At 40.2% G+C, this 26,681-nt stretch carries 23 protein-coding genes; 10 read left to right on the forward strand and 13 right to left on the reverse strand.

Going from position 1 to position 26,681, the window contains the following annotated elements:
- Nucleotides 1–96 precede the first annotated feature (96 nt).
- Nucleotides 97–1,290, reverse strand: a complete 1,194-nt coding sequence (gene coaBC / locus ACFI34_RS04585; RefSeq protein ID WP_462672573.1) for a bifunctional phosphopantothenoylcysteine decarboxylase/phosphopantothenate--cysteine ligase CoaBC — start codon at nt 1,288–1,290, stop codon at nt 97–99.
- Nucleotides 1,291–1,433: 143 nt separating this feature from the next.
- Between coaBC and radC the strand changes: the two genes are divergently transcribed.
- From radC to rpmG, 3 genes are all read left to right on the forward strand, one after another.
- On the forward strand, nt 1,434–2,108 hold the full coding sequence (gene radC, locus ACFI34_RS04590; protein WP_008131137.1) for a RadC family protein: 675 nt from the start codon (nt 1,434–1,436) through the stop codon (nt 2,106–2,108).
- Between the two features lie 270 nt (nt 2,109–2,378).
- Complete coding sequence (gene rpmB, locus ACFI34_RS04595) at nt 2,379–2,615, forward strand: 50S ribosomal protein L28 (RefSeq protein WP_006793236.1); 237 nt, start codon at nt 2,379–2,381, stop codon at nt 2,613–2,615.
- Nucleotides 2,616–2,626: 11 nt separating this feature from the next.
- Nucleotides 2,627–2,782 (forward strand): 50S ribosomal protein L33, encoded by a 156-nt coding sequence (rpmG, locus tag ACFI34_RS04600; protein ID WP_004587947.1) that lies wholly within the window; start codon nt 2,627–2,629, stop codon nt 2,780–2,782.
- 322 nt (nt 2,783–3,104) lie between these two features.
- Here rpmG and ACFI34_RS04605 read toward each other — a convergent pair whose 3' ends face one another.
- On the reverse strand, nt 3,105–5,240 hold the full coding sequence (locus tag ACFI34_RS04605; RefSeq protein WP_462672574.1) for a S8 family peptidase: 2,136 nt from the start codon (nt 5,238–5,240) through the stop codon (nt 3,105–3,107).
- A 332-nt stretch (nt 5,241–5,572) separates the two neighbouring features.
- On the opposite strand from ACFI34_RS04605, the gene ACFI34_RS04610 reads away from it, so the two are divergent.
- Together ACFI34_RS04610 and ACFI34_RS04615 are read left to right on the forward strand one after the other, a co-directional pair.
- Nucleotides 5,573–6,757: a BaiN/RdsA family NAD(P)/FAD-dependent oxidoreductase gene (locus ACFI34_RS04610; RefSeq protein ID WP_462672575.1), complete on the forward strand. Its 1,185-nt coding sequence runs from the start codon at nt 5,573–5,575 to the stop codon at nt 6,755–6,757.
- 73 nt (nt 6,758–6,830) lie between these two features.
- Nucleotides 6,831–7,736, forward strand: coding sequence for a tetratricopeptide repeat protein (locus tag ACFI34_RS04615; RefSeq protein WP_462672576.1), 906 nt, complete (start codon nt 6,831–6,833; stop codon nt 7,734–7,736).
- A gap of 85 nt (nt 7,737–7,821) precedes the next feature.
- On the opposite strand, the gene ACFI34_RS04620 is transcribed toward ACFI34_RS04615, so the two are convergent.
- Entirely contained in the window at nt 7,822–8,748 is a 927-nt protein-coding gene (locus tag ACFI34_RS04620) for a manganese-dependent inorganic pyrophosphatase (protein ID WP_058405759.1), read from the reverse strand.
- Nucleotides 8,749–8,866: 118 nt separating this feature from the next.
- Here ACFI34_RS04620 and ACFI34_RS04625 point away from each other — a divergent pair, with 118 nt between their 5' ends.
- Both ACFI34_RS04625 and mutM read left to right on the forward strand, forming a co-directional pair.
- Nucleotides 8,867–9,382 carry a hypothetical protein gene (locus ACFI34_RS04625; protein WP_462672577.1) on the forward strand — a complete coding sequence of 172 codons (516 nt, stop codon included), beginning with the start codon at nt 8,867–8,869 and terminating at the stop codon, nt 9,380–9,382.
- Nucleotides 9,382–10,191, forward strand: coding sequence for a bifunctional DNA-formamidopyrimidine glycosylase/DNA-(apurinic or apyrimidinic site) lyase (gene mutM, locus ACFI34_RS04630; RefSeq protein ID WP_006793230.1), 810 nt, complete (start codon nt 9,382–9,384; stop codon nt 10,189–10,191). Before ACFI34_RS04625 ends, mutM begins: the two co-directional genes overlap by 1 nt.
- 78 nt (nt 10,192–10,269) lie before the next feature.
- Here mutM and ACFI34_RS04635 read toward each other — a convergent pair whose 3' ends face one another.
- The 7 genes from ACFI34_RS04635 to lptD all read right to left on the reverse strand — a co-directional run bounded on the left by ACFI34_RS04635 (nt 10,270) and on the right by lptD (nt 19,005).
- On the reverse strand, nt 10,270–12,285 hold the full coding sequence (locus ACFI34_RS04635) for a methyl-accepting chemotaxis protein (RefSeq protein WP_462672578.1): 2,016 nt from the start codon (nt 12,283–12,285) through the stop codon (nt 10,270–10,272).
- Between the two features lie 154 nt (nt 12,286–12,439).
- Nucleotides 12,440–13,240, reverse strand: a complete 801-nt coding sequence (locus ACFI34_RS04640; protein ID WP_462672579.1) for a symmetrical bis(5'-nucleosyl)-tetraphosphatase — start codon at nt 13,238–13,240, stop codon at nt 12,440–12,442.
- Between the two features lie 12 nt (nt 13,241–13,252).
- Nucleotides 13,253–13,642 carry a Co2+/Mg2+ efflux protein ApaG gene (gene apaG / locus ACFI34_RS04645; RefSeq protein ID WP_462672580.1) on the reverse strand — a complete coding sequence of 130 codons (390 nt, stop codon included), beginning with the start codon at nt 13,640–13,642 and terminating at the stop codon, nt 13,253–13,255.
- Nucleotides 13,626–14,432, reverse strand: coding sequence for a 16S rRNA (adenine(1518)-N(6)/adenine(1519)-N(6))-dimethyltransferase RsmA (gene rsmA / locus ACFI34_RS04650; protein ID WP_010556602.1), 807 nt, complete (start codon nt 14,430–14,432; stop codon nt 13,626–13,628). The genes apaG and rsmA overlap by 17 nt, the downstream gene beginning before the upstream one ends.
- Nucleotides 14,429–15,421 carry a 4-hydroxythreonine-4-phosphate dehydrogenase PdxA gene (pdxA, locus tag ACFI34_RS04655; protein WP_462672581.1) on the reverse strand — a complete coding sequence of 331 codons (993 nt, stop codon included), beginning with the start codon at nt 15,419–15,421 and terminating at the stop codon, nt 14,429–14,431. Before pdxA ends, rsmA begins: the two co-directional genes overlap by 4 nt.
- A gap of 2 nt (nt 15,422–15,423) precedes the next feature.
- Nucleotides 15,424–16,719, reverse strand: coding sequence for a peptidylprolyl isomerase SurA (gene surA / locus ACFI34_RS04660; protein WP_410899747.1), 1,296 nt, complete (start codon nt 16,717–16,719; stop codon nt 15,424–15,426).
- A gap of 39 nt (nt 16,720–16,758) precedes the next feature.
- Nucleotides 16,759–19,005 carry an LPS assembly protein LptD gene (gene lptD, locus ACFI34_RS04665; protein WP_462672582.1) on the reverse strand — a complete coding sequence of 749 codons (2,247 nt, stop codon included), beginning with the start codon at nt 19,003–19,005 and terminating at the stop codon, nt 16,759–16,761.
- Between the two features lie 112 nt (nt 19,006–19,117).
- On the opposite strand from lptD, the gene ACFI34_RS04670 reads away from it, so the two are divergent.
- Genes ACFI34_RS04670 through djlA form a run of 3 tightly spaced genes read left to right on the forward strand, consistent with a single transcriptional unit; the run spans nt 19,118 to nt 21,657 of the window.
- Nucleotides 19,118–20,119, forward strand: a complete 1,002-nt coding sequence (locus ACFI34_RS04670) for an aminoglycoside phosphotransferase family protein (RefSeq protein ID WP_462672583.1) — start codon at nt 19,118–19,120, stop codon at nt 20,117–20,119.
- Nucleotides 20,116–20,769 carry an N-acetylmuramate alpha-1-phosphate uridylyltransferase MurU gene (gene murU, locus ACFI34_RS04675; protein ID WP_462672584.1) on the forward strand — a complete coding sequence of 218 codons (654 nt, stop codon included), beginning with the start codon at nt 20,116–20,118 and terminating at the stop codon, nt 20,767–20,769. Before ACFI34_RS04670 ends, murU begins: the two co-directional genes overlap by 4 nt.
- A 30-nt stretch (nt 20,770–20,799) precedes the next feature.
- Nucleotides 20,800–21,657, forward strand: a complete 858-nt coding sequence (djlA, locus tag ACFI34_RS04680; RefSeq protein ID WP_410899751.1) for a co-chaperone DjlA — start codon at nt 20,800–20,802, stop codon at nt 21,655–21,657.
- Here djlA and ACFI34_RS04685 read toward each other — a convergent pair.
- The 3 genes from ACFI34_RS04685 to rapA form a co-directional block, all read right to left on the reverse strand.
- A complete protein-coding gene (locus ACFI34_RS04685) occupies nt 21,640–22,545 on the reverse strand; it encodes a DUF3530 family protein (protein WP_410899752.1) in 906 nt (301 codons plus the stop codon). The genes djlA and ACFI34_RS04685 overlap by 18 nt on opposite strands.
- Nucleotides 22,546–22,664: 119 nt before the next feature.
- A complete protein-coding gene (rluA, locus tag ACFI34_RS04690) occupies nt 22,665–23,318 on the reverse strand; it encodes a bifunctional tRNA pseudouridine(32) synthase/23S rRNA pseudouridine(746) synthase RluA (protein WP_462672585.1) in 654 nt (217 codons plus the stop codon).
- A 195-nt stretch (nt 23,319–23,513) separates the two neighbouring features.
- Nucleotides 23,514–26,408: an RNA polymerase-associated protein RapA gene (gene rapA, locus ACFI34_RS04695; protein ID WP_462672586.1), complete on the reverse strand. Its 2,895-nt coding sequence runs from the start codon at nt 26,406–26,408 to the stop codon at nt 23,514–23,516.
- Between the last annotated feature and the right edge of the window lie 273 nt (nt 26,409–26,681).

The raw sequence follows: 26,681 nt of genomic DNA on the forward strand, positions 1-26,681 counted from the left end.
ATTCCTTTTTTATTAGTTATTCTTGGCTGGGGTTAATCATTTTTTGTTCAAATGAAAAGCATATGTTAATGTTTTATTCAGTTTGTTTCCAGCCTTTTATAGATGTTTAGCCAGCTGTTCGATCACTTTTAAAGCAATTGTACTTTTACTGCTAACGGGCAATTCTAACTGTTTATTTTGCCAGTACAGAGTCAACGCGTTTTGATCAGAATTAAACCCTAAACCACTTTGTGATACATCGTTTGCGCATATCATATCTAGGTTTTTATTAACTAATTTACCTTTAGCATAACTCTCAACGTTTTGCGTTTCAGCGGCAAAACCTACAGTGTAAGGGCGGTTTTTTTCTATATTAGCAACCGCTGCAATTACATCTGGGTTTTTAACTAACGTTAGTGTTAGCTCGTCGCCTTGCTTTTTCATTTTTTGAGTTGCTACTTCGCCAGCTCTGTAATCGGCAACAGCTGCGCAGCCAATAAACGCATCCGACTGCGGTGCGTATACTAGTGCTTCATTTAATAGTTGCTCTGCGCTTTCTATATTTATTAGATTTGCGCCAGTAGGGGCTTTGATAGTTACAGGGCCAGAAATTAAATTAACGTTAGCACCGAGTAACAACGCGGCTTCTGCAAGTGCGTAACCCATTTTTCCAGAGCTATGGTTTGATATAAACCTAACAGGGTCAAGCGGCTCACGGGTTGGGCCTGCAGTGATCGTAATTGTTTTACCAGCTAAAATTTGAGGAGGTTGCTCTTCAACACATAACGCTACAAGCTCATGTGGTTCAAGCATACGTCCTGAGCCGACATCTCCACACGCTTGCTCTCCTTTACCCGGGCCCCAAATCAGTACGTCACGCGCTTTCAAGGTGGCTAGGTTTGCTTGCGTTGCAGCATGTGCATACATTTGCTGGTTCATAGCTGGGGCTACTGCAACTTTTGCTGGGGTCGCAAGCAGTAAAGTCGTCAGTAAGTCGTCTGCAATGCCGGTCGCCATTTTTGCAATGATATTACATGTTGCAGGAGCGACTAAAATAAGATCAGCCCACTTGGCAAACTCAATGTGTCCCATCGCCGCTTCGGCGGCAGGGTCGAGCAATGAATCCGATACGATCTCGCCGCTAACGGCTTGCATTGTGAGTGGCGTAATAAAATGCTTAGCTGACTCAGTCATGACAACTTTTACTTCACAACCATGCTCTTTTAATCGTCTTACGAGCTCAGCGCATTTATAGGCTGCAATTCCACCGCTAATACCCAATACAATTTTTTTGTTTGTTAACGTCATCATGGTTGTCTGTCAATCTTATTAAATATGGCGCCTAAAATAACAAATCTTTACTCGTTCAGCTAAGTTTTTAATTTAAAATTACAAGCTAAATTTTTATTTTGCATTACATTTATAAGACACATGAGTTATTCAAGGACGAAAAAATGCAACTAACCTCACTGCCCAATGCTCAACGCCCACGTGAAAAGCTTATCGAAAAAGGCGCTAAAGCGCTAAGTGATGCAGAGCTCCTTGCCATATTTTTACGTACCGGGTTACCGGGGATGAACGTAATAGAATTGGCTCAGCACTTGCTGAACGAAAATAAAACATTACATAACTTGTTTAATGCCAGCATGGACGAATTTTGTTCGCAAAAAGGATTAGGAACGGCGAAGTATGTTCAATTACAAGCGGTACTTGAATTAAGTCAGCGTTATATGCAGGAGCGCTGCCAACGAGATGCCGTGTTTAACTCCCCCAACTCAGTATATGATTATTTGACGATTCAAATGCGTGGGCTACAGCAGGAGGTGTTTATGGTGCTTTATCTTGATAGTCAAAACCGCTTAGTAAAAGATGAAATTCTTTTTTACGGCACTATTAATGCCGCTAGTGTGTACCCCCGTGAGGTGGTTAAAGCTGCACTGAAAAATAATGCCGCGGCCGTTATTTTTGCCCATAATCACCCAAGTGGTATTGCAGAGCCTAGCCAAGCCGATAAACTTATTACTAATAAATTACAGCAAGCACTGCAATTAGTAGACATAAATGTGCTTGACCATATCATTGTGGGAGGTGAAACATGCGTTTCGTTTGCCGAGCGAGGCCTTATTTAACTCTCTTTAATATAGAAATGTGCTAAAAATGAGCGGTTTAATGCATTTTAGCAAATTAGTTTAATTTAAATGCAGTTTTTACTTTCCCTAAGGGCATTCGATCTTTATAATTGGCCGCTATCAAATTTACATATGAGCTGGTTGGATAGATCAGTATTTGATCTTTGCCTGTAAAAGCTGTATAAAGAGCGCCCTTCGATTTATCTAGGGCAGAAATACACGGCCTTAGATTAAATTAAGCTCGAGCGAAGTTATTGGAGATATATAGACATGTCTAAAGTATGTCAAGTTACAGGTAAGCGTCCAGCGGTTGGTAATCACCGTTCACACGCGAGAAACGCGACTAGACGTCGTTTCCTACCTAACCTACAAACACACCGTTTTTGGGTTGAAAGTGAAAAACGTTTTGTAACATTACGCACTACTACTAAAGGTATGCGTATTATCGATAAAAAAGGCATCGACGCGGTTCTTACAGAAATCCGTGCTCGCGGCGAAAAAGTTTAAGGAACTGAATCATGCGCGATAAAATCCGTTTAGTTTCAACTGCCGGTACTGGTTTTTTCTACACTACTGACAAAAACAAACGTAACATGCCTGAAAAGATGGAAATCAAAAAGTTCGATCCTAAGGCTCGTAAACACGTGATTTTCAAAGAAGCTAAAATCAAGTAATTTTAGTTTTTTTAGAATTTAAAAACCCAGCTTAGGCTGGGTTTTTTGTTTTCTGGTGATAAGTTAGCAATATATTTGAACTAATACGTATGTTCATTAGCAACTATACCTAACCAGTTTTAGGAAATAAAACCGATATTGTATGTTTAATATTTATATAAAACAGGTATATAACAAAGCTTCCTCTAGTGATTGACGAGGCTTGGTTGTCTAAAAATAGCTCGTTAGTATTAAGCCTCATTAAACTAAAAATTATCTTATTCATAAAAAAGGCCAAACAGTCAGTTTGGCCTTTGCTATCCCAAAGATTATGAAATTACTATTATGGTTGGTATTGTCCGCTAATAGTTAAACCAGAGAAAGTTCTGTAAGCATTTACACTTAAATGCCATGTACCTGCTTGTGGGTTATTAAAAGTACATGTTTCAGCATTACCATTTTTATATGGACGACAATCGTAGCTAGACGATGTTGGTTGACTACCAAATTTTACAAATAAATCAGCATCACCTGTACCACCAGAAGTAGTTACTGTAAATGTAGACATACCTGCAGGCACATCTAGTGTGTAGTGTTTCCATTGACCAGCACTTGCACTTACGTCACTAACAGCACCGCCACCTGCTTCAGGAGTGCCTGAATCGCCACCAGAAGACGCACCTGTTATATTACCTACCAAACTAACACCAGAGTAAGCAGAGTAGCCACGAAGCATTACATGGTATGTACCTGCCTTTGGATTATCGATAGAACATTCTTCGCTGTTGCCGCCTTTGTACGGACGACAATCGTAGCTTGATGTCGTTGGTTGGCTGCCAGCACGAACGTATAGATCGGCATCACCTGTACCACCGCTCATTGTAAACGTCACATTGGTTGCTCCGTTTGGTACGGTCATTGTGTAAAAGTCTTGTGCGTTAGCTCCACCGCTTAAGCCTGTTTTAGCTTCGCCATCAACAAGCTCACTATCACCTGTTGAAGGTGGTGTTGTACCGCCACTTGCTGCGGCAACAGCAGCTGCTGCATCAACAATACCTGTACCACAGTTGTTACATGTTGCAGGGAATGAGCGAGTAGACGATTTTAAAATGCTCTCTATTTCATCAGGCGTAGCATTTGGTTTTGCTTGCTTAATAAGTGCAGCTACACCCGCTACGTGCGGAGCGGCCATAGATGTACCTTGAGAGAATGAATAGCTATCGGTTGATGGAGAAGAAGATCCCGAGTTATATGTAGACAGAACACCTTCAGAATCGTTAGCAAAGCTTTGCGCGCCACCGGGTGCAGCGACATCAATATTACTTCCGTAGTTTGAGTAATAAGCTCGGCCACCATTTCGACCAACTGATGCTACATTAACAACACCGTTACAGTTACCTGGGTTGTAGTTTGCTGAGTTATCGTTATCGTTACCAGCAGCAATGACAACAACAGCGCCATTGTTGCGAGCTGTATTGATCGCATTTTGTGTTGTAGAACTACAAGAGCCGCTGCCACCTAAGCTCATGTTAATTACATCTGCTGGGTTAGGGTTTCCAGGAATACCTGACACGTTACCGCCAGATGCCCAAATAATGCCGTCGGCAATATCAGACGTTAAACCACCACATTTACCAAGTACACGCACAGGGACTACTTTTGCGTCATAAGCAACACCGGCAACACCTTCACCATTATTCGTAACGGCTGCAACAGTACCCGCAACGTGCGTACCATGCCAGCTAGACCCTTGCGCACCATTATTACCACATTCGCCGGCTGCTACTGCATCGCCCGGATCACGTGCATCGCTATCACGGCCGCCTCCATCGTTAGCAACCGATAGGTTAGAAATCATATCGTAACCTGGCAAAATATTAGCGTTTAAATCGGCATGAGGGCGGTAACCTGTATCAAGAACAGCCACTACTACACCACTACCTGTTGCGGTGTCCCAAGCTGTTGGTAAGTTTAGACCGCCAGCTTGCTCATAGTAGTGCCACTGGTCGCCATAGCGCGGATCATTAGGTGTCGCAAAAGGTTTTAACATTTGGTCAACTTCAATGTACTCAACGTTGCCTGAATCAACCATTTCTTGCATAAACTCTTGTGCTTCTGCTGCGCTAAGTTTTTTATCTGCTCGCATAACATGGTGGTTATTTAGTGCCATTGCGCGAATGTACTTTGCTTTTATCTTCCCTTTTTTAGAGGCAAAGTTTTTAACAAAGTTTTTTGCACGTGCTTTCATGTTTACAGGGCTTTCATCTGCAGTAGAGTAACTCAGTGCATCAACGTTGTTATTTTTATATTTAATGATGAATTGCGTTTCAAAGCCACTTTGATTTTGAAGTTTAGCTGTTGTATCAGCCACTGAAGGGCCAATTGGTTGTGCCGGATTGGCCATGCTTGATGCAGTAGCAAAAAGCGTACTAATGGTAAGTGCTATTGCACACTTATTAAATGTTTTACTTGTTGTCATAATTTTCCCTAGATTTTTTTATTAGTTATATCGTGATGGATTGTCACAATGCAGGTACAAAGGTAAATTATGTGTTAATAAAATTAAAATACTAAATCATTATGTCCCTATTTCATTTAGTTATAACGAGTGTTTTAAAGGTGTTTGTCATTGTTTTGTATTTGTCATATAAAATAAAAATGATATAAAGGTATTGTTTTTTTGATTTGTGTTTTTAATACTTCTAAAAAGTAGAAAGTATATTTATTGTGTTATTTGTAATAATGAATTCTGTGCATTGCCGACGATTAAATTTTGCTATAATCGAGCAAATTGTTAAGTGAGATAAATAGATGACCCAGGTAGATGTAATTGTAATTGGCGCGGGAGCGGCTGGATTAATGTGTGCGGCGCAAGCTGGATACCGAGGCCGATGTGTTACAGTACTTGATATGGGTAAAAAGCCGGGTCGTAAAATTTTAATTAGCGGTGGCGGGCGTTGTAATTTTACAAATGAGAATGCAGCACCAGAAAATTACTTATGTAGTAATCCACATTTTGTTAAATCATGTTTGAGCCGTTATACGCAACATGACTTTATTGAGCTGGTGGACCGCCACGGTTTGGCATACCATCATAAAACGTTAGGCCAGCTATTTTGCGATAACAGTGCGCAAGATATTGTGAATATACTTCTTACTGAATGCGAGTGGGCAGGTGTAAATATAGCCTTGCGCAGTGAAGTGATTAATGTACAAAAAACAGAGTCGGGTTATAGCGTTACCACAGAGCAAGAGACCTTGCATTGCGAGTCGTTAGTGGTTGCGTCGGGTGGGCTTACTATGCCCAAGCTTGGTGCTACACCTATTGGTTATAAAATTGCTGAGCAGTTTGGTTTAAACGTACTACCTACTATGGCCGCGCTTGTACCATTTACCCTTCACCAACACGACAAAGAACGCTTTGAAGGATTATCAGGCGTTAGCATACCGTGCGAAGTAACAAGTGAAGACGGCACCACATTTAAAGAAAATATATTATTTACGCACCGTGGTTTATCTGGCCCCGCTATATTACAAATAAGTTCATTCTGGCGTGCAGGGCAGGCTGTGACTATTAACCTACTTCCTGAGCTAGATTTAAAACAGCGGCTTGCAGACTGGCGAGAAACGCAACCTCAAAAATCACTAAAAAATAGCCTAGCAACAATACTACCTAAACGGTTCATTGAAATACTACATGAAAGCAATGCAATACCTGATTGCAATATTAATCAGCTTACCCATAGTCAAATTGAAGACCTTGCTAACTACATTCATGCGTGGCAAATAAAACCCAACGGAACCGAAGGTTATAGAACTGCGGAAGTAACCCTTGGTGGTATAAATACAGATGAACTAAGCTCTAAAACGTTTGAAGCCAAAAAATCAAAAGGCTTGTATTTTATAGGGGAAGTTACCGATGTAACTGGTTGGCTTGGTGGGTATAACTTTCAGTACGCTTGGAGTTGTGGCTTTGCAGCGGGGCAATACGCGTAGTTATTTTATTCATTGTTAAATAGAGCACACTCATATTACACTTAAAGCTTATGTGGCTAATATGAGTGTTCTGATGTTAAAGCATGTTTTAATTGGTTTTTTGCTTTTTTATGTAAGCATGGGTGCAAAAGCCTCTGAAAACTTAAGTGATCATGAAGTGTTTTGTATGAAAACAGACCAAGATTGCTTAACTTACATTCAATCTCGCCTTTTAAATTCACAAAAGAACTCTTCTAATTGGTATAAATTGAAAACCTACGAGTTTGACTATTATTTTGATTATCAAAAACTCGATAACCTTCATAGCGCATTAAGCCCCTTTGTTGACCAAGAAGAATTACCCGGCGCATTTAAAATACAAGTTTATTTTTATTATGCTAAATTGCTTAATTACTTAGGTGATAAGCAACAAGCGAAAGCCTATGCGGCAAAAGCATTTGCTCAACTTGATGAAATTTATAATGTATTTGGTGATCCTTTAAGGCTTATAGAACTGGCTAATTTACAGCACATATTTGGTGATAAAAAAAAGGCACTAAGGGTATTGCTTGATGCTGAAAAGCGTTATGCAAAAAGCAGTGATGCTATTTTTCACTTTGAGCTGCACATTAATAAAGGGCATATTTTTTATAACTGGCAACAATACTCTCAAGCGGTAGAAAGTAACTTAAAAGCGTATAACGCTATAAAAAATACAAAGCATCATGCAAAAACGGCAATAGCATTAGGTAATTTAGCGTTTTCTTATTTTAAGCATAATGACTTTAATAACGCTGTAAAATATTTCAAAACTGCCTTCAATTACATCGAACCGGATAGCATTTACCAAGCAACCTATAGTTTACGTTTAGCGCAATCGTATTGGGAGTTGGGTAACAAAACACAAGCGGCTTTGTGGTTAAATAAAATAGATAGAACTAATGTGGAATTCTCAAAAAGCCATGCAAAAGTTTATGATGAAATAAAAAGTAAAATCTAATGCTAGTTTGCTCTTTAAATTTAAAAACAAAAAAGCCGATAATGCCTATGCAATATCGGCTTTTTAGTGTTATTTATTAAAGCTATTAGGCTTTAGCAAAGGCATCTTGTAGTGGAGGTACTACTTGCTTTTTACGGCTTAATACACCATCTAACCATACTTTATCATTTTCTGGTTTTACGCCGTAAGCCTGCTCAACTAAGTTTGCATCGTCTGATACGATGAGCATTTGTGAGCCTTCTTTCATAATATCGGTAAGCAGCAAAAATACTGAGTGACGATTACCTTCGGCTTTAAGCTTTGCAATATCAGCTTCAAGGTCAGCTTTAATATCGTCAAACACAGCAAGGTCGATTACTTCTAGTTGGCCAATACCTACTAGGTTACCGTTCATGTTGAAATCTTTAAAGTCACGCATAACTAAGTCACGTGCAGGTGTATCTTCTACTGCAGACTTAACGCGGAACATATCCATGCCTAGTTCTTTAAAGTCTTCAATACCCGCAATTTCAGCAAGTGCTTCAACACATTTAATATCGGCAGTGGTACATGTAGGTGATTTAAATATTACGGTGTCGCTTAAAATTGCACACATCATAATACCTGCGATGTCTTTAGGGATTTCTACGCTGTAAAAATCGTACATCATTTTAATAATGGTGTTTGAACAACCTACAGGACGGATCCAACATTCAAGCGGAGTAGATGATGTTAAGTCACCTAATTTATGGTGATCTACCACGCCAACAACGCGGGCTTGGTCGATATCATCAGGTGCTTGTGTTTTTTCTGTGTGATCCACAATATACACATCTTCGCCCGCGTAGCTTAGTTTAAGCTCAGGTGCTTCGAAGCCAAATTTATCAAGGATAAATTGAGTTTCTGGTGAAACATCACCAAGACGAGTTGGTATTGCCGGCTCATCAATTTGGTTTTTTAAATAAGCCAGTGCAATTGCACCACAAATAGAATCTGAATCTGGGATTTTATGGCCCACTACATACATAGACATTGACGGAACTCCTTTAAATTTGCCGATATTCTAACAAAGTCTGCGCCCTTTAACATATAGACAGTGCAATTAAGTTTTAGTTACACTTTAAAATATTGAATTTACTAGGTGTATAAATATGCGACTGGGCCGTAAGGGGTGGAATAACGTTATAATCTTCTCGATGCTGATTATGATTTTCTTTTTAAATGGTTGGCATAAGCAGTTTTTAAGTGGTGAACAAGAGCCCACATTACAAGCGGTGTTACCTAAACAAAGCTTTGTTTTAACCCTTAGTTTTGTTGATCAAAAAATTGAGCGTATTGGTACTAGTTGGCGTACAACTGCAATAAAGAAAGATGTGCCTGTTTTTTGGCAACCATCAGAGCAACAACTACAAGAACTTGTTAATATTTGGCAAGGAATACAGTTGCCTGTAGTTAATGAGTCTGTGGTTTTTAACCCAAATGCGCCTTTGTTTGTTGCCACATTTGAATTAGCCGGGGAAAGTTTGCCTTGGGTGTATTTACTTTACAAAGGAAATAATCAGTATTATTTACTCGAAAAAAGTACTCAACGCGTATTTTCACTTGATATAACTATAGCTACACAGTTGTTTCCTAGTTTTGATTTTTCACAAAGTGGGTCTAATTAATGCCTGAATTACCAGAGGTAGAAGTGAGTCGTATGGGAATCACTCCTCACATAAAAAACCAAGTTGTAACCAAGGTTAATATTTATAATGCCAGTATGCGCTGGCCAGTACCTGACGATGTTTACCAGCTAGAGGGGTTAACTGTTACCAATATTGAGCGCCGTGCAAAATATTTATTGCTGCATTGTGAGCTTGGTAGCACTATTTTACATTTAGGTATGTCAGGTAACCTACGGGTTGTAGATAAGAGCGAGCCTTTAAAAAAGCACGACCATGTTGAATTTGTATTTGCTAATGATAAAGCGCTGCGCTTGAATGATCCTCGCCGCTTTGGGTGTTGCTTATGGCAAGAGCCAGGTGAGGTGCATAAGTTACTCTCAAAGCTTGGCCCAGAGCCCTTAACGGATAACTTTTTCGCAAAGCGCGTATACGAGCAATCACGCAATAAAAAAGTACCGGTTAAACAGTTTATTATGGATAACGCTGTGGTTGTTGGTGTAGGAAATATTTACGCTAATGAGTCATTGTTTAAAGCAGGGATACATCCAAAACGCGAAGCTGGGAAGGTTTCTCTTAAACGCTATCAAGCGCTTATCCCTATAATAAAAGACACGCTTGCTGCCGCTATCACTCAAGGTGGTACCACGCTTAAAGATTTTGCACAAAGTGATGGTAAGCCAGGCTATTTTGCACAAGAATTATTGGTATATGGGCGAAAAGGAAAGCCATGTTTAACGTGTGATAATGAGTTAGAAGAAATAAGGCTGGGGCAGCGTAGTACCGTTTTTTGTTCACATTGCCAAAAGTAACTACCTTTACTTTCTAATGCTATAAAAAACCTCGTTAACACAGTGTGTTAACGAGGTTTTTAGTATATGCAAAGCGTTTTATACTTTAAATTCGTCTACCGATAAACGCAGCTCTTCGGCGAGTTTTGCAACTTCAGAACTTGAGATGTTAGTTTGGCTTGCGCCTTCAGCTGTTTGTTCTGCAATAGCAACAATTGACTCCAAACGTTCGCTAATTTCTTCAGCCACTTGTTGTTGTTCAAGTGCTGCTGTAGATATTTCTTCACTCACGTCATGGGCTTGTGATACCGCAAAGGTAATTGAATCAAGCGCTGTGCTTGCTAGGTCAGTTTGCTCCACACACGATACCGCACGTTGCTTACCTTTGGTCATTGCTGTTACAGCCGCTTCTGCGCCCGTTTGTAGCGATTCAATCATTGATTGGATCTCTTGTGTCGACTCTTGAGTTTTGCTTGCCAGTGAGCGTACTTCGTCTGCTACAACGGCAAAGCCACGGCCGTATTCGCCTGCTCGGGCGGCTTCGATTGCGGCGTTAAGCGCGAGTAAGTTAGTTTGATCTGCAATTCCACGAATAACATCAAGTATGCTGCCAATCGATGCGCTATCTTGGTGAAGCTTATTAATAACTTGTGAAGCGTCATCGACTTCGCGCGCAAGTTGCTCAATAGTTGATTTATTATTGTTGGAAATACCTTTAACACGTTCAGCTTCTTTATCTGCGTTTTTAATTTCGCTTAATGCTTGCTGTGCACTATTGCTTACTGTTTGCGATGTGCTGCTCATTTCAGTCGTTGCTGTTGCTGCTTGCTGCACTTGCGCCTGCTGATTGCTAATAGCTTGGCTTGATTCAGCAGTAATGGCTGAGGTTTCTTCTGATGCAGCTGCTAATTGAGTTGAACGAGAAATAATACCTTTAATTAAGCTGCGTAAGCTGTCTATTAAGGTATTACAGCTTTTTGATAGCTCGCCAAATTCGTCTTTAGCGCTGTCATCTAAGCGTTGAGTCATATCACCACTGGCTACAATATCTAAAATTCTGTTTACTTCGGCAAGTGGTTTTGTAATACGGCTTACGGTTATATATGCAATGGCGATAGCGAGTAAAGTTGCGATAATCATGCCCGCCCACGTCCATAAGTTTGCTGAGTCTACGTCATTACGAACGCCTTTTTGCAGCTCAAAAGCAACATTACTTGCTTGCGAAACTAACTCGTCAATTTGGTTAAGTGCTATTTTTGTTGCGGCTTCTGAGTCGGCTAGCTCTTTTTCAGTGAGCGCAATTGAATCAATTAAACGTTTTTTATTCGCAGCTAAACTATTATTACCTTTTACGTTACTCTCAAGTGCTTCAACATGCTCTTTAAGGTCATTAAACAAGTCGCTATGGCTTTGTTCTATAGCCGGTTTAATCAGAGCAACAGTGCGTGTTACTTCTTCAAGGTAGTAGGTTTGCTCGCTTTTAACTATATCTAATGTGGTTAATGTTTTTACTGTTAACATATCGGTACTGTTGGTAACCACTGACATAAAATTATTTTCCAAGTTATTTGCAGCTTGAAAAGCACGAGGGTGGTCTTGTTCAAAACCATCTATATCTATTATGTCTAAAACTACTGAGTTAGCATCTTCTGCGCTAAGCTCAATGGCTTCAATTTGTGCAGAGAGTGTTTTATTTAGCGCCAGTTGTTTATTTTTATCTTCGAGTAAGTTTTCAACAATACCTATAAAGTTTTTATACGTTTGCTCAACACTTTGGCTACTTTTACTTAGTTCAGGATCGTTTTTAACAACGCTCTGAAGCTGTGCATGGAGTTCGTTGAATGATTTTTTTTGTTCGAATACTCTTTTTTTAATGGGTTCAAGCTCACTTGCAGATGAAGTATAAAAACTTGCTTGTGCTGCCTTACTCATTAATATGAATTCAGCTTGTAGCTCTGAACTTTTGTTTAAGGCGGGTAATGATAGCTGGTTCACCTGTTGAGTAGAACGGTCTATATTAGCTATTTTAATTAACGAATTGCCGCCAATAATTAAAAGTAATAGCGTGATAAATATAAAACCACCCCAAATACGTTGGCTCACTGTTAGATTCATATGGATTTCCACTCAAAGATACTTAATTAAAACTTATCGGCTTTTATCCGGATAAGTTAAGTAATTAAAATCAATTACTTTAATTAATTTTAACTATTAGTTTATAAATCTAACAGATGTATTGGAATTTTTCAGGTTATTTAGGTGAAAAGAATCAATTTTCTATAATTAGATTTTTTGTTTTTATATTCATTAACGTCATCCCGTTGCCCCACACGCAGCCTGTATCTAACGCGTGAATGTGATTGAGGCCTGTTTTACCTTCAAGCGATGCCCAGTGGCCAAAAATAAGCTCATCCTTAAGTGTGAGAATATTCTTGTGCATAAACCAAGGTGTTAACGAATTACTATCTGCTATTGCGCCTTTTGCATTAAGGTCAAGCATATTATTGCGGGTTAAAAAACGCATTCGGGTAAAGTAATTGACTATGTACCTAAACTTTTCGTAGTCATTAAGTGTTGTTGACCACGTTTTAGGATGAGGAGAGTACATATGCTCAAAAAAGTTTTTTGCATTCTTTGATTGATAGCAATCTTGAGCAAATTTTGCGTGTTGCAATGCGTCTTCAATTGACCAATCAGGGTTTAAGCCTGCATGGGAGATAAAGCAATTATGTGTTTTTAAATATAAAGCGAGTGGTTGGGTTTGTAAAAAAGAGATATAACGCTTTAGTAAGCTACTTTTAAAAATAGGGGCTAATTTATCTTTTGGGTTAGTCGGCTTATTTAAAAAATAACAAGCAATCATGTGTAAATCATGGTTACCCAGTGTGATGGTCATGCTGTCTTGATGTTGATAGATGAAATCAAGACAAGCAAGTGAGTCTGGACCACGGGCAACAATGTCACCCACTAAATATAGGTGATCTTTACTTGGGTTAAAATTAACCCGTTGTAATAAGGTGCTGAATTCTTTGAAGCACCCTTGTAAATCACCTATTGCATAATCGGCCATGTAGCGTTTTTACTAATGCAAAATATTAGGGCAAGCTAAACGAAATACATTAATAGGTGCTTCAAACTCTGCACCAAACTCATTGCGTAGCGTGTAGTGGCCTTGCATTGTACCTACAGGTGTATCTAGGATAGCACCACTGGTGTATTTGTAACTCTCACCTGGGCCAATTGTTGGGGTTTCGCCAACAACGCCTTCGCCTTCAACTTCAACTTCTTTGCCGTTTGCGTCTGTAATTAACCAATAACGGTGCAATAGCTTAGCACTGCATAAGCTATGATTTTTTATTGTTACAGAATAAGCAAATACGTACTTTTCGATTTCAGGCTGCGATTGACCTTCAACATAAAATGTTTCTACAGACACCTTTACAGGTGACCCAATACTACTGCTCTTTGTCATAAATCCAGTTAGCTATATCGATAAATTGTTGTAGAGACAAGCTTTCAGCGCGTAATGTAGCATCAATACCTATGCTTGCCATTTCATCGGCTGTTAGTAAGTTGCCAAGACTATTTCGTAATGTTTTACGACGTTGATTAAACGCTTCTAAACAGACTGTGTTAAGTATTTTTACGCTTTTAGCTGTTCGTTGTTCAGGCTTTTTAGGAATTAAGCGAATAACTGCAGAGTCAACTTTAGGAGCGGGCTTAAAACATTCTGGCGGCACTTCAATTACAGGCATTGCATTACAGTAGTACTGCGTCATTACACTTAAACGACCAAATGTTTTACTACCAGGGCCTGCAACCATGCGCTTTACAACTTCTTTTTGAAGCATAAAGTGCATGTGCTCAATGTTATCGGCAAACTCAAAAAGATGAAATAACAATGGCGTGGAGATGTTGTAAGGTAAATTACCAAACACTTTTAACTTTTTGTCGTCTTTAACTAAGCTTGCAAAGTCGTACTTCATTGCATCGCCTTGGTTTACCGTTAATTTTGGCCCTAAAAATGGGTGTTCAATTAAGCGTTTTGCAAGGTCTTTATCTAGCTCTACAACTGTTAGGTGTCCGCTAAGTTCAGCCACAGGTTCGGTGATCGCACCTAAGCCTGGGCCTATTTCTACTAAATTATCTTCTGGTTTAGGATCGATTGCTGAAACTATTTTATCGATGATCATTTCATCAAATAGAAAGTTTTGTCCAAAACGTTTTCGGGCGCGGTGTCCTAAATGTACTTTATCGGTCATTGATTTTGTGCTTTTTCATGGGCGAGCTTAATTGCTTCGCGGATCGCTAATTCAAAACTTCCAACATCGGCGGTACCTGTACCAGCTAAATCTAGCGCTGTACCGTGGTCAACTGAAGTGCGAATAAAAGGTAAACCCAGTGTGATATTCACCGATTTACCAAATCCTTTGTATTTTAGCACAGGTAAACCTTGATCGTGATACATAGCAAGTACTGCATCGGCCTCAGAAAGGTATTTATCCTGAAATAATGTATCGGCAGGTAGTGGACCAATTAAATTCATCCCTTGGCTTCTTAAAATATCAAGGGTAGGGGTAATTGTGTCTATTTCTTCACGGCCCAAGTGACCATCTTCACCAGCGTGCGGATTTAACCCACAAACTAATATACGTGGCTTTTCAATACCAAACTTAGTCCGTAAGTCGTGATCTAATATAGTGGCAACTTTAGTCAGGCGATCTTCAGTGATTGCACGCGATACATAAGCCAGCGGAATATGTGTTGTCACAAGTGCAACACGAAGCCCTTCTGTGGCTAATAACATGACAACATCTGCGGTGTTTGACTGTTGTGCAAAATACTCTGTGTGGCCACTGAACGAAATGCCGGCTTTATTTATAATCCCTTTGTGAACAGGGCCTGTAACTACAGCGTCAAACGTGCCATCCATGTTTTTTTCGCTTGCGATACGCAAGGTGTCTAACACGTATTGGCCATTAGCATCGTTAAGTACGCCTAGCTCTACATCATCACCTAAATTGACTTGATAAATATACACGCTGCCTGCTGGTGTTGCTTTAGCAGGGGCGTTTTCATCAAACTCAATAAGGTTTATGGGTAAACCTAAAAGCTTTGCACGTTCTTTTAATAGTTTGGTATCAGCAAGCACAACAAGTTGTGCGTCCCACGCTTGCTGAGCAAGCGTAATAAGCAAATCTGGACCAATGCCAGCGGGTTCACCTGGTGTAATTGCTATTCTTAAGGTCATATTTATTCGTCTGTAGGGAAAATTTCAACATGGGCCTGTTCGCGCATTTCTTGCTGCCAGTTGAAGCTTTCTTCTTTAAATTTTCGGTTAAATAGCATGCCATGTGCGCGGTTACGTTTTGCTAACTCAGTTTTATCAGCAACACGTTTGTCGAGTAGCTGTACTATATGCCAACCAAACTGTGTTCTAAAAGGCTCGCTAATCTCGTTTTGTTTGAGCGATAGTAATGTATCTCTAAACGCAGGGACATAGGTAGTTGGATCAGTCCAATCGTATTCACCGCCTTTGAGTGCAGAGCCTGGATCTTCAGAGTATTCTTTGGCGAGCTCGCCAAAATCAGCGTTGCCAGCACGTAAGTCTTTAGCAAAACCAGCAAGCATGTTACGTGCTTTTTCTTCGCTTAAAATAATTGAAGGTTCAATAAGTATGTGGCGTGAGCGCACTTCTGTTGTTTCAACAACTTGTAGGCCACGCACATCTTGAACTTTAATAATATGAAAGCCAGCACCTGAGCGAAGTGGCCCTACGATAGCACCTTTCTTTTTACTCTTTACAGCTTCAGCGAAAAGAGAAGGCATCTCATTTATGCCCATCCAACCTAATTGACCGCCTTCAAGTGCTTTTGAGCCACTTGATGATGAAATTGCAATGCGTTTAAATTCTTGGCCGTCGTTAAGTAATTCAATAACTTTATCAGCACGTATTTTAGCCGCTGAGATTTCATCTGCTGTTGCTTCGTTAGGAATATCGATCAGGATGTGGCCAATATCATACTCTTCTGCACTTTGACCTTGGCTAGCCATTATTTTTAATAAATTATCGACTTCTTGCTCACTAATATAAATGCGGCGGTCAACGTTTGCGCGGGTAACTTGTTGTGTTGTGATTTCTTTACGTATTTCTTCACGGTATGCTTGAAAGCTATCGCCAGATGCTTCAACCGTACGTCGTAAATCGCTAATTGTACCGCCTTGCTCTTTTGCAATGTTAGCAAGCGTTTGATCTAATTGGCTGTCAGAAATTTGTAAACCCATGCGCTCAGCCATTTGCATCATCAGTGCTTGGCTAACTAAACGTTCCATGGCTTGCACACGTAAAGTTTCGTCTTTAGGTAATTGTTGACCTTGTTCTTGGGCTTGCTTTTTTACGCGATCAACAATGGAGTTTACTTCGCTTTGTAAAATAACACCTTGGTTTACAATGCCAACAACTTTGTCAATTTCTACTGGTTCAGCAAATGCATTTTGGCACAGGCTGATACTTAAAACGGTTGATACTAATAATTTTTTTAAAGTCATGTTCTATTTACTACTCTTGCTAATAGTACGTTTGTGATACTAGTTATTAAGAAAATACGGTCTACGATAGCCAAAAATACCTTGTTGTAATAGTTTTTGTGCATCATAGCGGCTTTTACTTCCCAGTCCTTTTAGTACAAAATTAAAACTAATACCTGAATCAAAGGTGGCTTGCTCTGTACCTATTGACTGATTTAAATCAGTTTCGATTTGGCGGTGACCAGTAATTTGAAACGCCCAACAGCACGATTCATACTGCAACCCACTTAATATTTCGACACTTCGGTTGTTTTCAAGGTCGCGATGATAGCTTGCAATAAACTGCCATTCGTCACTTATTGGAATACTTGTAAACACACCTGTTTGCTCGATTGTATTTCCTGAGACATCATTTGCATAGCGATGGTTCAATTGCACTAGCTGATTATTATCACCTTTGTAATCTAAAGTGGCATTTGATTGAATCATTTGTTTGCTATCAGTGTTGTACTGTATACCCGCAGAAAAATACCAACGACGATGCCAATGTACCATGGTTTGCGCTGCAAATAATGCATTGTAATTGGTATCTGAGTTTAAGCTTTGCTCGGTTGGCTTGGCATCATCAGATAAATAAAATATTTGTCCGGCACTAAAGTTAAAAATCTCTTCTTGTTTTTTATCAAATAAGCGCGTTGTTGCACCGAGCGTAAACTGGTTTGCAGCGGCTATTCGATCAACACCAGAAAAGCGTGTGTCTCTAAATAAGCCGTAATAATCGTCTTGTAATTTGGTTGTATCGTATAAACCAATATCAGATTGATCCTTATTGGGCGTATATAAATACTGTATTTGCGGCTCTAGTGTTTGAATACCGTCTTGGACAAGGAAGGAAGTATCGCGCTCAAAATTAAGCTGTGAATATAAACGTACTTTTGGCAAAGTACGCGATACGCTTTGTTTAAACTGTGTGCCAGAAAGGTCACCTTGTTGATCGTAATTTGTTTGTAATAAGCTTACTTCAGATAAAAATGACCATGCGTATTGGTCGTAATCAAACCGTGCTTTTGGCTCAATATGAACTCGAGTTGCTTGATCTATAATTGCAGAGCTGTTGGTAAAATGGCTCAACTCACCAGACACGCTAAAATCAAAATGATCAAATTTCCATGGTGCTGTTTGTGTGAAATTAATTTGTGGGATAGCAGTGTACGACTCTAAGTGATCACCCAGTACCTCAAAGTTTTGAACTTTTATATCGGTCCGCCATGTGTCTCCTAAATGAGTCAGTACGCCGGTACGATAAAGTTGAGTGTCGGTTTTACTCGCATAACTAGATTCTAAATCAGTAATGTAGTTATCGTCGCTTACATTGGTAACGTCAACACTTGCTCGCCAATTTTCGTTTAAGTAACTTTTTTGCTGCCAATGAAACATGTAGCGCTCACCAAGCGCTGGCTCTGAGTCGTCCTTGTTTAGGTATTCTATACCCACTAGACCTTCATGTTGCTTGGTTAAATATCTAAGCTCTGTTTTTAATTGCAAACCCTTGTTAGCCATATAACGTGGTGTGATGGTGGCATCTAAGTTAGGCGCAATATTCCAATAATAAGGAGTAATGGTTTCTAAGCCATACTTGTCTGAGCTTGAGATACTAGGCGTGAGTAATCCCGATTTACGGCGCTCGTCTAATGGGAAAGTAAAATAAGGTAAATACAAAACAGGGGTATTTAAAATTCGAAGTATGGCGTTATGAGTTTCGCCCCAGCCTTCTTCGCGAGATAAATTAATTTCGTCGGCTTCAATTTCCCAAGCTGGGGTTTCGCCCGGACAAGCAGTAAAGCTTGCATTCATCAGTACTAAGCCAGAATCATTTATAGTGAGCTTTTCAGCACCGCCTTTACCTTGTTGTTCTGTTAGCTTGTAATCAGCACCTAACAGGCTAATTTCTGAATTATTTAAATCGGCATTTAACCCTGAGCTATTTACGTTACTAACAGCATCGCGATATACAATAGGACCTGTGGCATTAAGTAAACCACGTTGCTTGTCTATCAATGCAGTTTGTGCGGACAAACTCATATTAACGGTGTTAATATCAACATTGCCGGTAAATTCGGCGCTTTGAGTACCAAGGAGTTCTACATCATCAGCTTTAATGTCAACATTACCGAGTTTTACGCCAGGTAGCGGTTGCCAAGCTCTGGTTTGCATTGAAGTGCCACAAAGTTTGTGTGTCAGTTCAGTTTCGGCAAGCGATGGTGCGCTAACTACGCTTAGCATCAAAATGCCCCAGGTTTTGCTCATTTATTGACCCTAATACTGTGTGTATAAATATAATTTACACATAATAAAGGAAAATAATGGCAAATACAGTAATTGACCTAATTAACTTAGTTAAAAATAGATATCTTATAAAATGACACGCTTTGATAATTTACAACACTTCATAACGACCCACTTTGGCAAACAGCCAGATACACTTGAGGCGATAACCGGAGATGCGAGTTTTAGGCGGTATTTTCGCTTAACAATTAATAATCAGCACTTTATTGTAATGGACTCCGATCCACAAAAGATCAATAACGCACCGTATTTATCTTTGAACCAAGTTTTTACTTACCAGGGTTTTTTGTTACCGCATATTATTAAAAGTGATGAACAACAAGGCTTTTTTATTTTAACTGATTTAGGCAGCACACACTTAGCCGACATGCTTAATGATGCAAATAGAACCGACTACTACACACAGTTAATAAGTTTATCAGCTAAGTGGGCAAAAACGCCTGAGGCTCCAGATATGCTGGCCTATGGTAAAGACTTTATAGCGCTTGAATTGTCGATATTCAGCCAATGGTTAGTAAAAGATTTTATTGCTGAAAGCGTTGATACAAACCAACTTAAAATGTGGGAGTCGAGCTGTGATCTACTCACTCAAACCATGCTTGAACAACCCACGGTCACAGTTCATCGCGACTTCCACAGCCGTAATATTATGCACAGCGATTCTCAGTGGGCAATAATTGATTACCAAGACACCGTACGCGGCCCACTTTGTTACGATTTAGTTTCGTTGTTACGCGATTGCTATTTTAAGCTCCCTAATAATGAACTCGCTCAGCTATTAGCATTTGGATATAACGAGTTTAAACGCGAAGGCTTAGTCACTAATACTTCGTTTGAAGAATTTAAGGTTTGGTTTGACTTAACGGGTTTACAGCGTCATTTAAAAGCCGCCGGTATATTTTGTCGCCTGTATTTGCGTGACGGTAAGACCGGTTATTTAGCTAATATTTTGCCTACCCTTGAATATATTGTAGATGTTGCTGAGCGCTATCCTGAACTTAATTCACTCAGTGACTGGGTTAAAAATACAATAGTGCCAAAAGTGACTAAAAGATTAGAGCAGGTAAATTTATGAAAGCCATGATTTTAGCCGCAGGGCGTGGGCAGCGCATGATGCCGCTCACTCAAGCTATGCCTAAACCTATGCTTAAAGTGCAAAATAAACCACTAATAGAGCACCATGTTAATAACTTAAAGGCCGCTGGCATTTCCGACATAGTGATAAACCTTGCATGGCAGGGTGATAAAATTAAAGCGTACTTTAAAGATGGCAGTGAATTTGGTGTCAATATTGTTTATAGCCAAGAAGTTGAAGGCGGCCTTGAAACCGCAGGCGGAATTATTCAAGCACTTCCGTTATTAGGTGAATCGTTTATTGTGATAAATGGCGACGTATTTACCGATTACGATGTAAGCTCGCTCATGCAATTACATTTGCAACCAGGTGAGGCACATTTGGTGCTTATTGAAAATCCCCCTCATAATCCTGATGGCGATTTTGCATTGAGTCATTTATCGCCTGAGAGTCCAAAATATACGTTTTCGGGTATTAGCCGCTATCAGGCTGACTTTTTTAATGGTTTAGAGCCGGGTATTCGTCCGCTTGGGCCGTTATTACGAGAAAAACTAAGTAAGCATTTAGTGTCTACCGAGCTTTATATTGGTAATTGGGATGACATAGGCACACCAGCGCGTTTAACGGCATTAAATGAGCGCTTGGCGTAAGCCGACACATAATTAATAGGAGTAGTTTATATGTGGGGAAAAATACTCGGATTTTGTTTTGGCTTTATGTTTGGCAAAATTTTTGGTGCTATTTTAGGGTTATACCTTGGTCATTTATTTGATAAAAGCTTAAAAAATAATTTTGATAAGGCGGGTGGTTTTTCAAGTTTATTTAATGGTGATGATGTCCACGAGCGCCAAGCGCTATTCTTTTCAAGCTGCTTTGCAGTGATGGGGCATATTGCAAAGTCTAACGGCCGAGTAAGCGAAGTACATATAAAAGCCGCCAGCTTATTTATGGATGAAATGGGCTTGAAAGGCGAAGAGCGCCGTGAAGCACAGCATGCTTTTCAAGCGGGTAAGCAAAGTGACTTTTCATTAAAAGAAACCGTCTATGATTTTAAAGAACGTTTTGCTAAGCGTCATGACTTACTGCAATTATTTTTAGAAATACAAATTCAAATGGCGTTTTCTGATGGCGTTTTGGCTGAGCAAGAAAAGCAGTTACTAAGTGAAGTAAGTAAACAGCTAGGCATTTCTAAAACGCATTTTGCGTTTGTGCTTAAACGCTATCAAGCTGAGTTTAATTTTAGAAAACAGCAACAGCGTTATCAACAACAGCAAGGGCAAAGTAGCAGTTATAAAGAAGGCTCAGGGCATCATGTGCCACCTAATAACAACATGAATCGTACTCAAGCACTTGGACTTTTAGGGCTTAACGAGGGAGCAACAGAGCGAGAAGTAAAAGTAGCGTACCGTAAGTTAATGGCGCAACACCACCCAGATAAATTAGTATCGCAGGGTTTACCAAAGCACATGATGGAATTAGCCGTTAAAAAAAGCCAAGACATTCAAGCAGCCTATGAGTATTTAAAAAAGGCGGCGTAAAAAGCCGTCTATTTCTTTTGTTAGCCGAGCATGTTGTTGAGGTTGATCACGAAGCCCAAATAACTGGCGCTGGCGGTAGTCAAACTTGGCGTTTCGGTTAACCCAGCGCTGGCGATTTTTTAAGTTAATTAAAATGTCACGATTGTCGCTGGCGTAATAAATATCTAAAAGTGCAGGCGTAACAAGAGACGTTGTTTGGCTTAAGCTTTTATTACGCTTTGCATTGGGTAAATAGCTACTTACACTAATAAACGCATCAATACGCTCTTGTGGAAAGTCTGCATAGTACTCAGTTAAAACCCCAGCGCTGGTGCCTTGGGCAATAATAACAATATTACTAGGCTCTTCCATCGCGGTTTGGTAAAGGGCTTTGTAGCGCGCCAGTAAATTTAGTTTGTAGTTATCGAGTATTTCGTCGCTGATGGCTTCAATGGCATCCACATGATGAGGCGCTTCATTTTTACTTGAAGCATTAGGCTGCTCTGACTCACTGTTGGCTTGACTCTCTGTTTCAGTGGCGGCACGTGGTGCTGTTTCTGCAGCAGGCTCAGCTATTTTACTCGCTTGCCAATCAATATCAGGGGTGGTCATCGCATAGGTGGTGTAGCCTAAATTGTTAAGCTCTTTGCGCAAGTAATTCATTCCAGCATTGTTGGTAGGGGTTGATTGCCAATCGGGAATAAGTAATACAATCCCTCTAAAATCAGCGCTCATGTACTCACTACGTAAACTTAAAAATTCAGTTTCACCTGCTAGCATTGTTTTTACTTCGTCGGTAGGTAAAAGGCGTTTAATATCGCTATTTTCAATACTTGATAAAGAAGGCGGGGCAATATGTTCTGCAGCCGTTGTACACAGTGCTAAAAGGGCTACACAGCTAAATGCCATGTAACACAGAACCTTTTTAAATAATTGCAAAAACACCATAACACGCTCAACCAGTCGTCATTAGTTAGGTATCGGCATAGTTGTTTAAAAGTTTAATTTTTCCTAAGTAATTGAGCCCATTAAAACTCGGGTTCTGCTTCAAAGGTCATTACTTGTTCGGTTACCGGGTGTTTTAGTTGCAACATTTGTGCGTGGAGTTGTAAACGCGGTGCGGCTGCAAGCGCCTCTTTATAGGCATAGAGTCGGTCACCTAAGATAGGGTGGCCAAGGCTTAGCATATGTACGCGCAATTGATGTGAACGCCCCGTAATTGGAGTGAGCTCTACGCGTGTGGCGCTTTCTTCGCGTTCAAGTACTTTGAAATGAGTGAGTGATGGCTTGCCATTTTCATGATCCACCATTTGCTTTGGGCGATTAGGCCAGTCGCAAATAAGTGGCAAATCAACCGAGCCATTGTCTTGTTCAAGTTGCCCAAATACGCGAGCAATATACCGCTTAGCAGTTTCACGTTCTTGAAACTGCATGCTTAAATGCCTATGGGCAGCTTTATTCATAGCTAGGCAGAGTATGCCAGACGTTGCCATATCAAGACGATGAACAATTCTTGCGGTTGGAAATACGCGATTAACGCGGTTAATTAAGCTGTCGGCATGCTTAGGATCTTTACCTGGTACGGTCAATAATTCGCTGGGTTTATTAACAATGAGCAAGTCGTCGTCTTGAAAAAGTATGGTTAAATACGGGTTCATTGGGGGATTGTAATTAACTAACACGGCCGACCTTAATGATTTTGAAGGGCACTATTTTAGGGTAGCAAGGGCAAAGGCTCAAGAAAAACATTGATAGTCTGTACGAAGGCTTCTAATTTATATGCCATGTTTGAATATAAAAAAGCGCGGTATAAATACCACGCTTCACTTAGCTGCTGTTGTTTGCAATTTTTACTAACAACTAAAAGTGCAAAACCCCTAGTGCGAAACCACAATTAAGCGAATTGCATCTAGTTGTAACTGCGCTTTTTCAATATGCGTAGTCAACTCGCTGCGTTGCTTATCGTAAAAGGTAATTTCTTCTTGGCGAATATTAGGGTTAATTTGTTTGAGCGCGCTTAATCGCTCTTGTTCTTCGCTAAGAGACGTTTGCATTTTAGCTAGCGACTGTGAACGAATAACCTCGAGTTTTTCTTGTGCCATGTCTTTTGCAGTTGTGATCATAGGGTGAATTGCGCTTTGAAGCGCACCCGCAAGTTTACTTGCTGTTTGACGACCTACGGCTGAAAGCTGTTGATTAAACCCGTCAAATGCGACGTTTTCGCCTAAGTTATTACTGGCTTTATCAAGCAATATACGAATAGGCGTTGGGGGTAAAAAGCGGCCCACTTGTAATGCTTTAGGTGCCATTGCTTCGGCTACAAAAATAAGCTCAACAAAAAAGGTGCCCGCAGGGAGTTTTTTGTTTTTGAGTAAAGCAACCGATGCGCTACCAAAGTCATCATCACAAATCATATCCATCGTGCCTTGCACCATTGGATGATCCCAACTGATAAAATGTACATCTTCTTGTGAAAGTGCAGTATCACGGTCAAATGTCACTGTCATGCCGTCATCTTTAAGCGATGGAAATGACGCGCTTAACATATGCTCTGTAGGCTTTAATATAATTGTATTTTCGCCTTTGTCTTCTTGGCTTACACCAAAGGTGTCGAACACGTTAATCATGTAGCTGGGCAGCTCAAACTGGTTGTCGAGTTTTTCAATATCAGCAACTAATGAGTCGGCGGCGCCTTGGCCTGATGAATGCAGTTCTAATAAACGATCTCGCCCGCTTTCCATTTTTTTACGTAGCACAGTATTTTGCTGAGCTACTTGCTCAAGGAGTGGGTCAAGTTCGTCTTCATCACAGTTATGGGCTGAAATAAACTCGAGTAAGTCATCACGAAATTCTTTGTATAGTAGCTGGCCAGTCGTTGACGTGGTTTCAAACGCATCAAGGCCTTCGTTGTACCAACGCAGTAGCACTTCTTGCGCCGTGTTTTCAAAGTATGGCACGTGAATGTTTACATCTTGTGTTTGCCCTATACGGTCTAATCGACCAATTCGTTGTTCTAGTAAATCGGGGTTTAATGGTAAATCAAATAACACTAGGTGATGTGAGAACTGAAAGTTACGACCTTCTGAGCCAATTTCTGAACACAATAATATTTGTGCGTTATCGTATTCGTCTGCAAAAAAGGCGGCCGCGCGGTCACGCTCTATAATCGTCATACCTTCGTGGAAAACCGAGGCTTTAATCGCTTCGCGTTCACGCAGTATTTGCTCAAGGCTAATAGCAGTTTCGGCCTTGGCACAAATAAGAAGTACTTTTTCGTGTTTAAGCGCTTTAAGTGTGTCGATTAACCAATCTACGCGAGGGTCAAATGCGCCCCAGCTTGCGCTTTCGCCTTCAAACTCTTGAAATATTTTTTCAGGGAAAAGAGCACGATGCGCACTTAGTTCTGCATTTTGAATACCGCTCATGCTACCAAGTACCGACATGGCCGTTTTGTATTGCTTTGGTAATGCCATTGGATAGGCATGTAATTTACGGCTTGGATAGCCATCAATGCCACTGCGGCTGTTTCTGAACAATATACGGCCGGTACCGTGACGATCTAGCAACATATTAAGTATTTCTTTACGCGCTGGTAAATCACCTTGCTGCGCTTTTTCAAGAATGACGGTAATGTCGGTTTCTTTTAATAGCTCAATAAGCGTTGCTTTTGCATTGTCGTCAAGAGCTTGCTCTTGCAATAATTGGTTTGCCGCTTGCGCTACATCTTTGTAATTGGCTTCTTCTTCTTTGAATAAGTCGTAGTCGTAAAAACGGTCTGGGTCGAGTAATTGTAAGCGAGCAAAGTGACTGCTATGGCCCAGTTGATCAGGCGTTGCTGTAAGTAAAATAAGGCCCGGAATATCTTGGCTTAGCTCAGCCATGCGTTGATATTCAGTACTTGGTTTACCGTTATTAATGCTTAAGTGGTGCGCTTCATCAACAACTAATAGATCCCAATCAGCTAATGTGGCTTGTTCAAACCAGCGCTTTTTCTTGGTTAAAAACTCAAGGCTTGTAAGGACAAGTTGCTCTGTGTCAAATACATTTGGCGAGTCGGCAAAGGCTTCGTCGCAACGCTCTTCATCAAAAATAGAAAAACGTAAGTTAAAGCGGCGTAGCATTTCGACTAACCATTGGTGCTGCAGGTTTTCAGGTACAACAATAAGTACGCGGCTTGCGCGGCCACTAATAATTTGCTGATGCAGTATCATGCCTGCTTCAATGGTTTTACCCAAGCCAACTTCATCAGACAATAATACGCGTGGTGCAAAACGTTTACCCACTTCTTGGGCAATGTAAAGCTGGTGGGGTATAAGGTTAGCGCGTTGACCAATCAATCCTTTTATAGGTGATTGTTCGCGTTCAAATTTATGTTGCCATGTTTGGTAACGAAGCGTGTAACGATCAAAACGATCTACTTGGCCGGCAAATAAACGGTCTTGTGGCTTATTAAATTTTATAAAATGATCTAAAAAGGTTTCTTTTAACTTTGCTTCTTCGCCGTTATCAACACGGGTGCCCACATAGCAAAGTAACTCACCTTGTACTTCGATAGATTCGACTTCTAATTCCCATTCTTCAACGCTTTTGATCACATCGCCTGGATTAAATGCCACACGGGTAACGGGTGCTTCTGCTGTAGAGTAAACACGGTTTTCACCACTGGCTGGAAATAATATGCTGACCTGGCGGCCTTCAATGGCAACAACGGTGCCTAATCCTAAATCTGACTCTGTATCACTGATCCAACGCTGACCTAAGGAAAAATTCATGTATGTCTCGTCTATGATGAAAAGGGCGGCTATGTTACCTGTAAGCTAACACCACTGCAAGGCGCTATTTAGCTCACTTTTAATTAATTTTATAAGTGTTAATTATAAAGAATAAAACCGCCATTTATTAACCCATTAAAAAGGTAAATAAAAACTAAATTCAGGTTGTAATAAAACGGACTTTTATGGCAAATAGACTAAACTTTCAATATGCCTTGGCAATTAAGTATTGCAGGTTTTGATTTTTGCCCGTTTTACTTAGTTATTTTGGTA

Source organism: Pseudoalteromonas sp. PSi26, from assembly GCF_054960575.1.

Coding starts and splice junctions, on each gene's coding strand:
- coaBC (WP_462672573.1), bottom strand. CDS start 1,290: ATGATGACGTTAACAAACAAAAAAATTGTATTGGGTATTAGCGGTGGA.
- radC (WP_008131137.1), top strand. CDS start 1,434: ATGCAACTAACCTCACTGCCCAATGCTCAACGCCCACGTGAAAAGCTT.
- rpmB (WP_006793236.1), top strand. CDS start 2,379: ATGTCTAAAGTATGTCAAGTTACAGGTAAGCGTCCAGCGGTTGGTAAT.
- rpmG (WP_004587947.1), top strand. CDS start 2,627: ATGCGCGATAAAATCCGTTTAGTTTCAACTGCCGGTACTGGTTTTTTC.
- ACFI34_RS04605 (WP_462672574.1), bottom strand. CDS start 5,240: ATGACAACAAGTAAAACATTTAATAAGTGTGCAATAGCACTTACCATT.
- ACFI34_RS04610 (WP_462672575.1), top strand. CDS start 5,573: ATGACCCAGGTAGATGTAATTGTAATTGGCGCGGGAGCGGCTGGATTA.
- ACFI34_RS04615 (WP_462672576.1), top strand. CDS start 6,831: ATGTTAAAGCATGTTTTAATTGGTTTTTTGCTTTTTTATGTAAGCATG.
- ACFI34_RS04620 (WP_058405759.1), bottom strand. CDS start 8,748: ATGTCTATGTATGTAGTGGGCCATAAAATCCCAGATTCAGATTCTATT.
- ACFI34_RS04625 (WP_462672577.1), top strand. CDS start 8,867: ATGCGACTGGGCCGTAAGGGGTGGAATAACGTTATAATCTTCTCGATG.
- mutM (WP_006793230.1), top strand. CDS start 9,382: ATGCCTGAATTACCAGAGGTAGAAGTGAGTCGTATGGGAATCACTCCT.
- ACFI34_RS04635 (WP_462672578.1), bottom strand. CDS start 12,285: ATGAATCTAACAGTGAGCCAACGTATTTGGGGTGGTTTTATATTTATC.
- ACFI34_RS04640 (WP_462672579.1), bottom strand. CDS start 13,240: ATGGCCGATTATGCAATAGGTGATTTACAAGGGTGCTTCAAAGAATTC.
- apaG (WP_462672580.1), bottom strand. CDS start 13,642: ATGACAAAGAGCAGTAGTATTGGGTCACCTGTAAAGGTGTCTGTAGAA.
- rsmA (WP_010556602.1), bottom strand. CDS start 14,432: ATGACCGATAAAGTACATTTAGGACACCGCGCCCGAAAACGTTTTGGA.
- pdxA (WP_462672581.1), bottom strand. CDS start 15,421: ATGACCTTAAGAATAGCAATTACACCAGGTGAACCCGCTGGCATTGGT.
- surA (WP_410899747.1), bottom strand. CDS start 16,719: ATGACTTTAAAAAAATTATTAGTATCAACCGTTTTAAGTATCAGCCTG.
- lptD (WP_462672582.1), bottom strand. CDS start 19,005: ATGAGCAAAACCTGGGGCATTTTGATGCTAAGCGTAGTTAGCGCACCA.
- ACFI34_RS04670 (WP_462672583.1), top strand. CDS start 19,118: ATGACACGCTTTGATAATTTACAACACTTCATAACGACCCACTTTGGC.
- murU (WP_462672584.1), top strand. CDS start 20,116: ATGAAAGCCATGATTTTAGCCGCAGGGCGTGGGCAGCGCATGATGCCG.
- djlA (WP_410899751.1), top strand. CDS start 20,800: ATGTGGGGAAAAATACTCGGATTTTGTTTTGGCTTTATGTTTGGCAAA.
- ACFI34_RS04685 (WP_410899752.1), bottom strand. CDS start 22,545: ATGGCATTTAGCTGTGTAGCCCTTTTAGCACTGTGTACAACGGCTGCA.
- rapA (WP_462672586.1), bottom strand. CDS start 26,408: ATGAATTTTTCCTTAGGTCAGCGTTGGATCAGTGATACAGAGTCAGAT.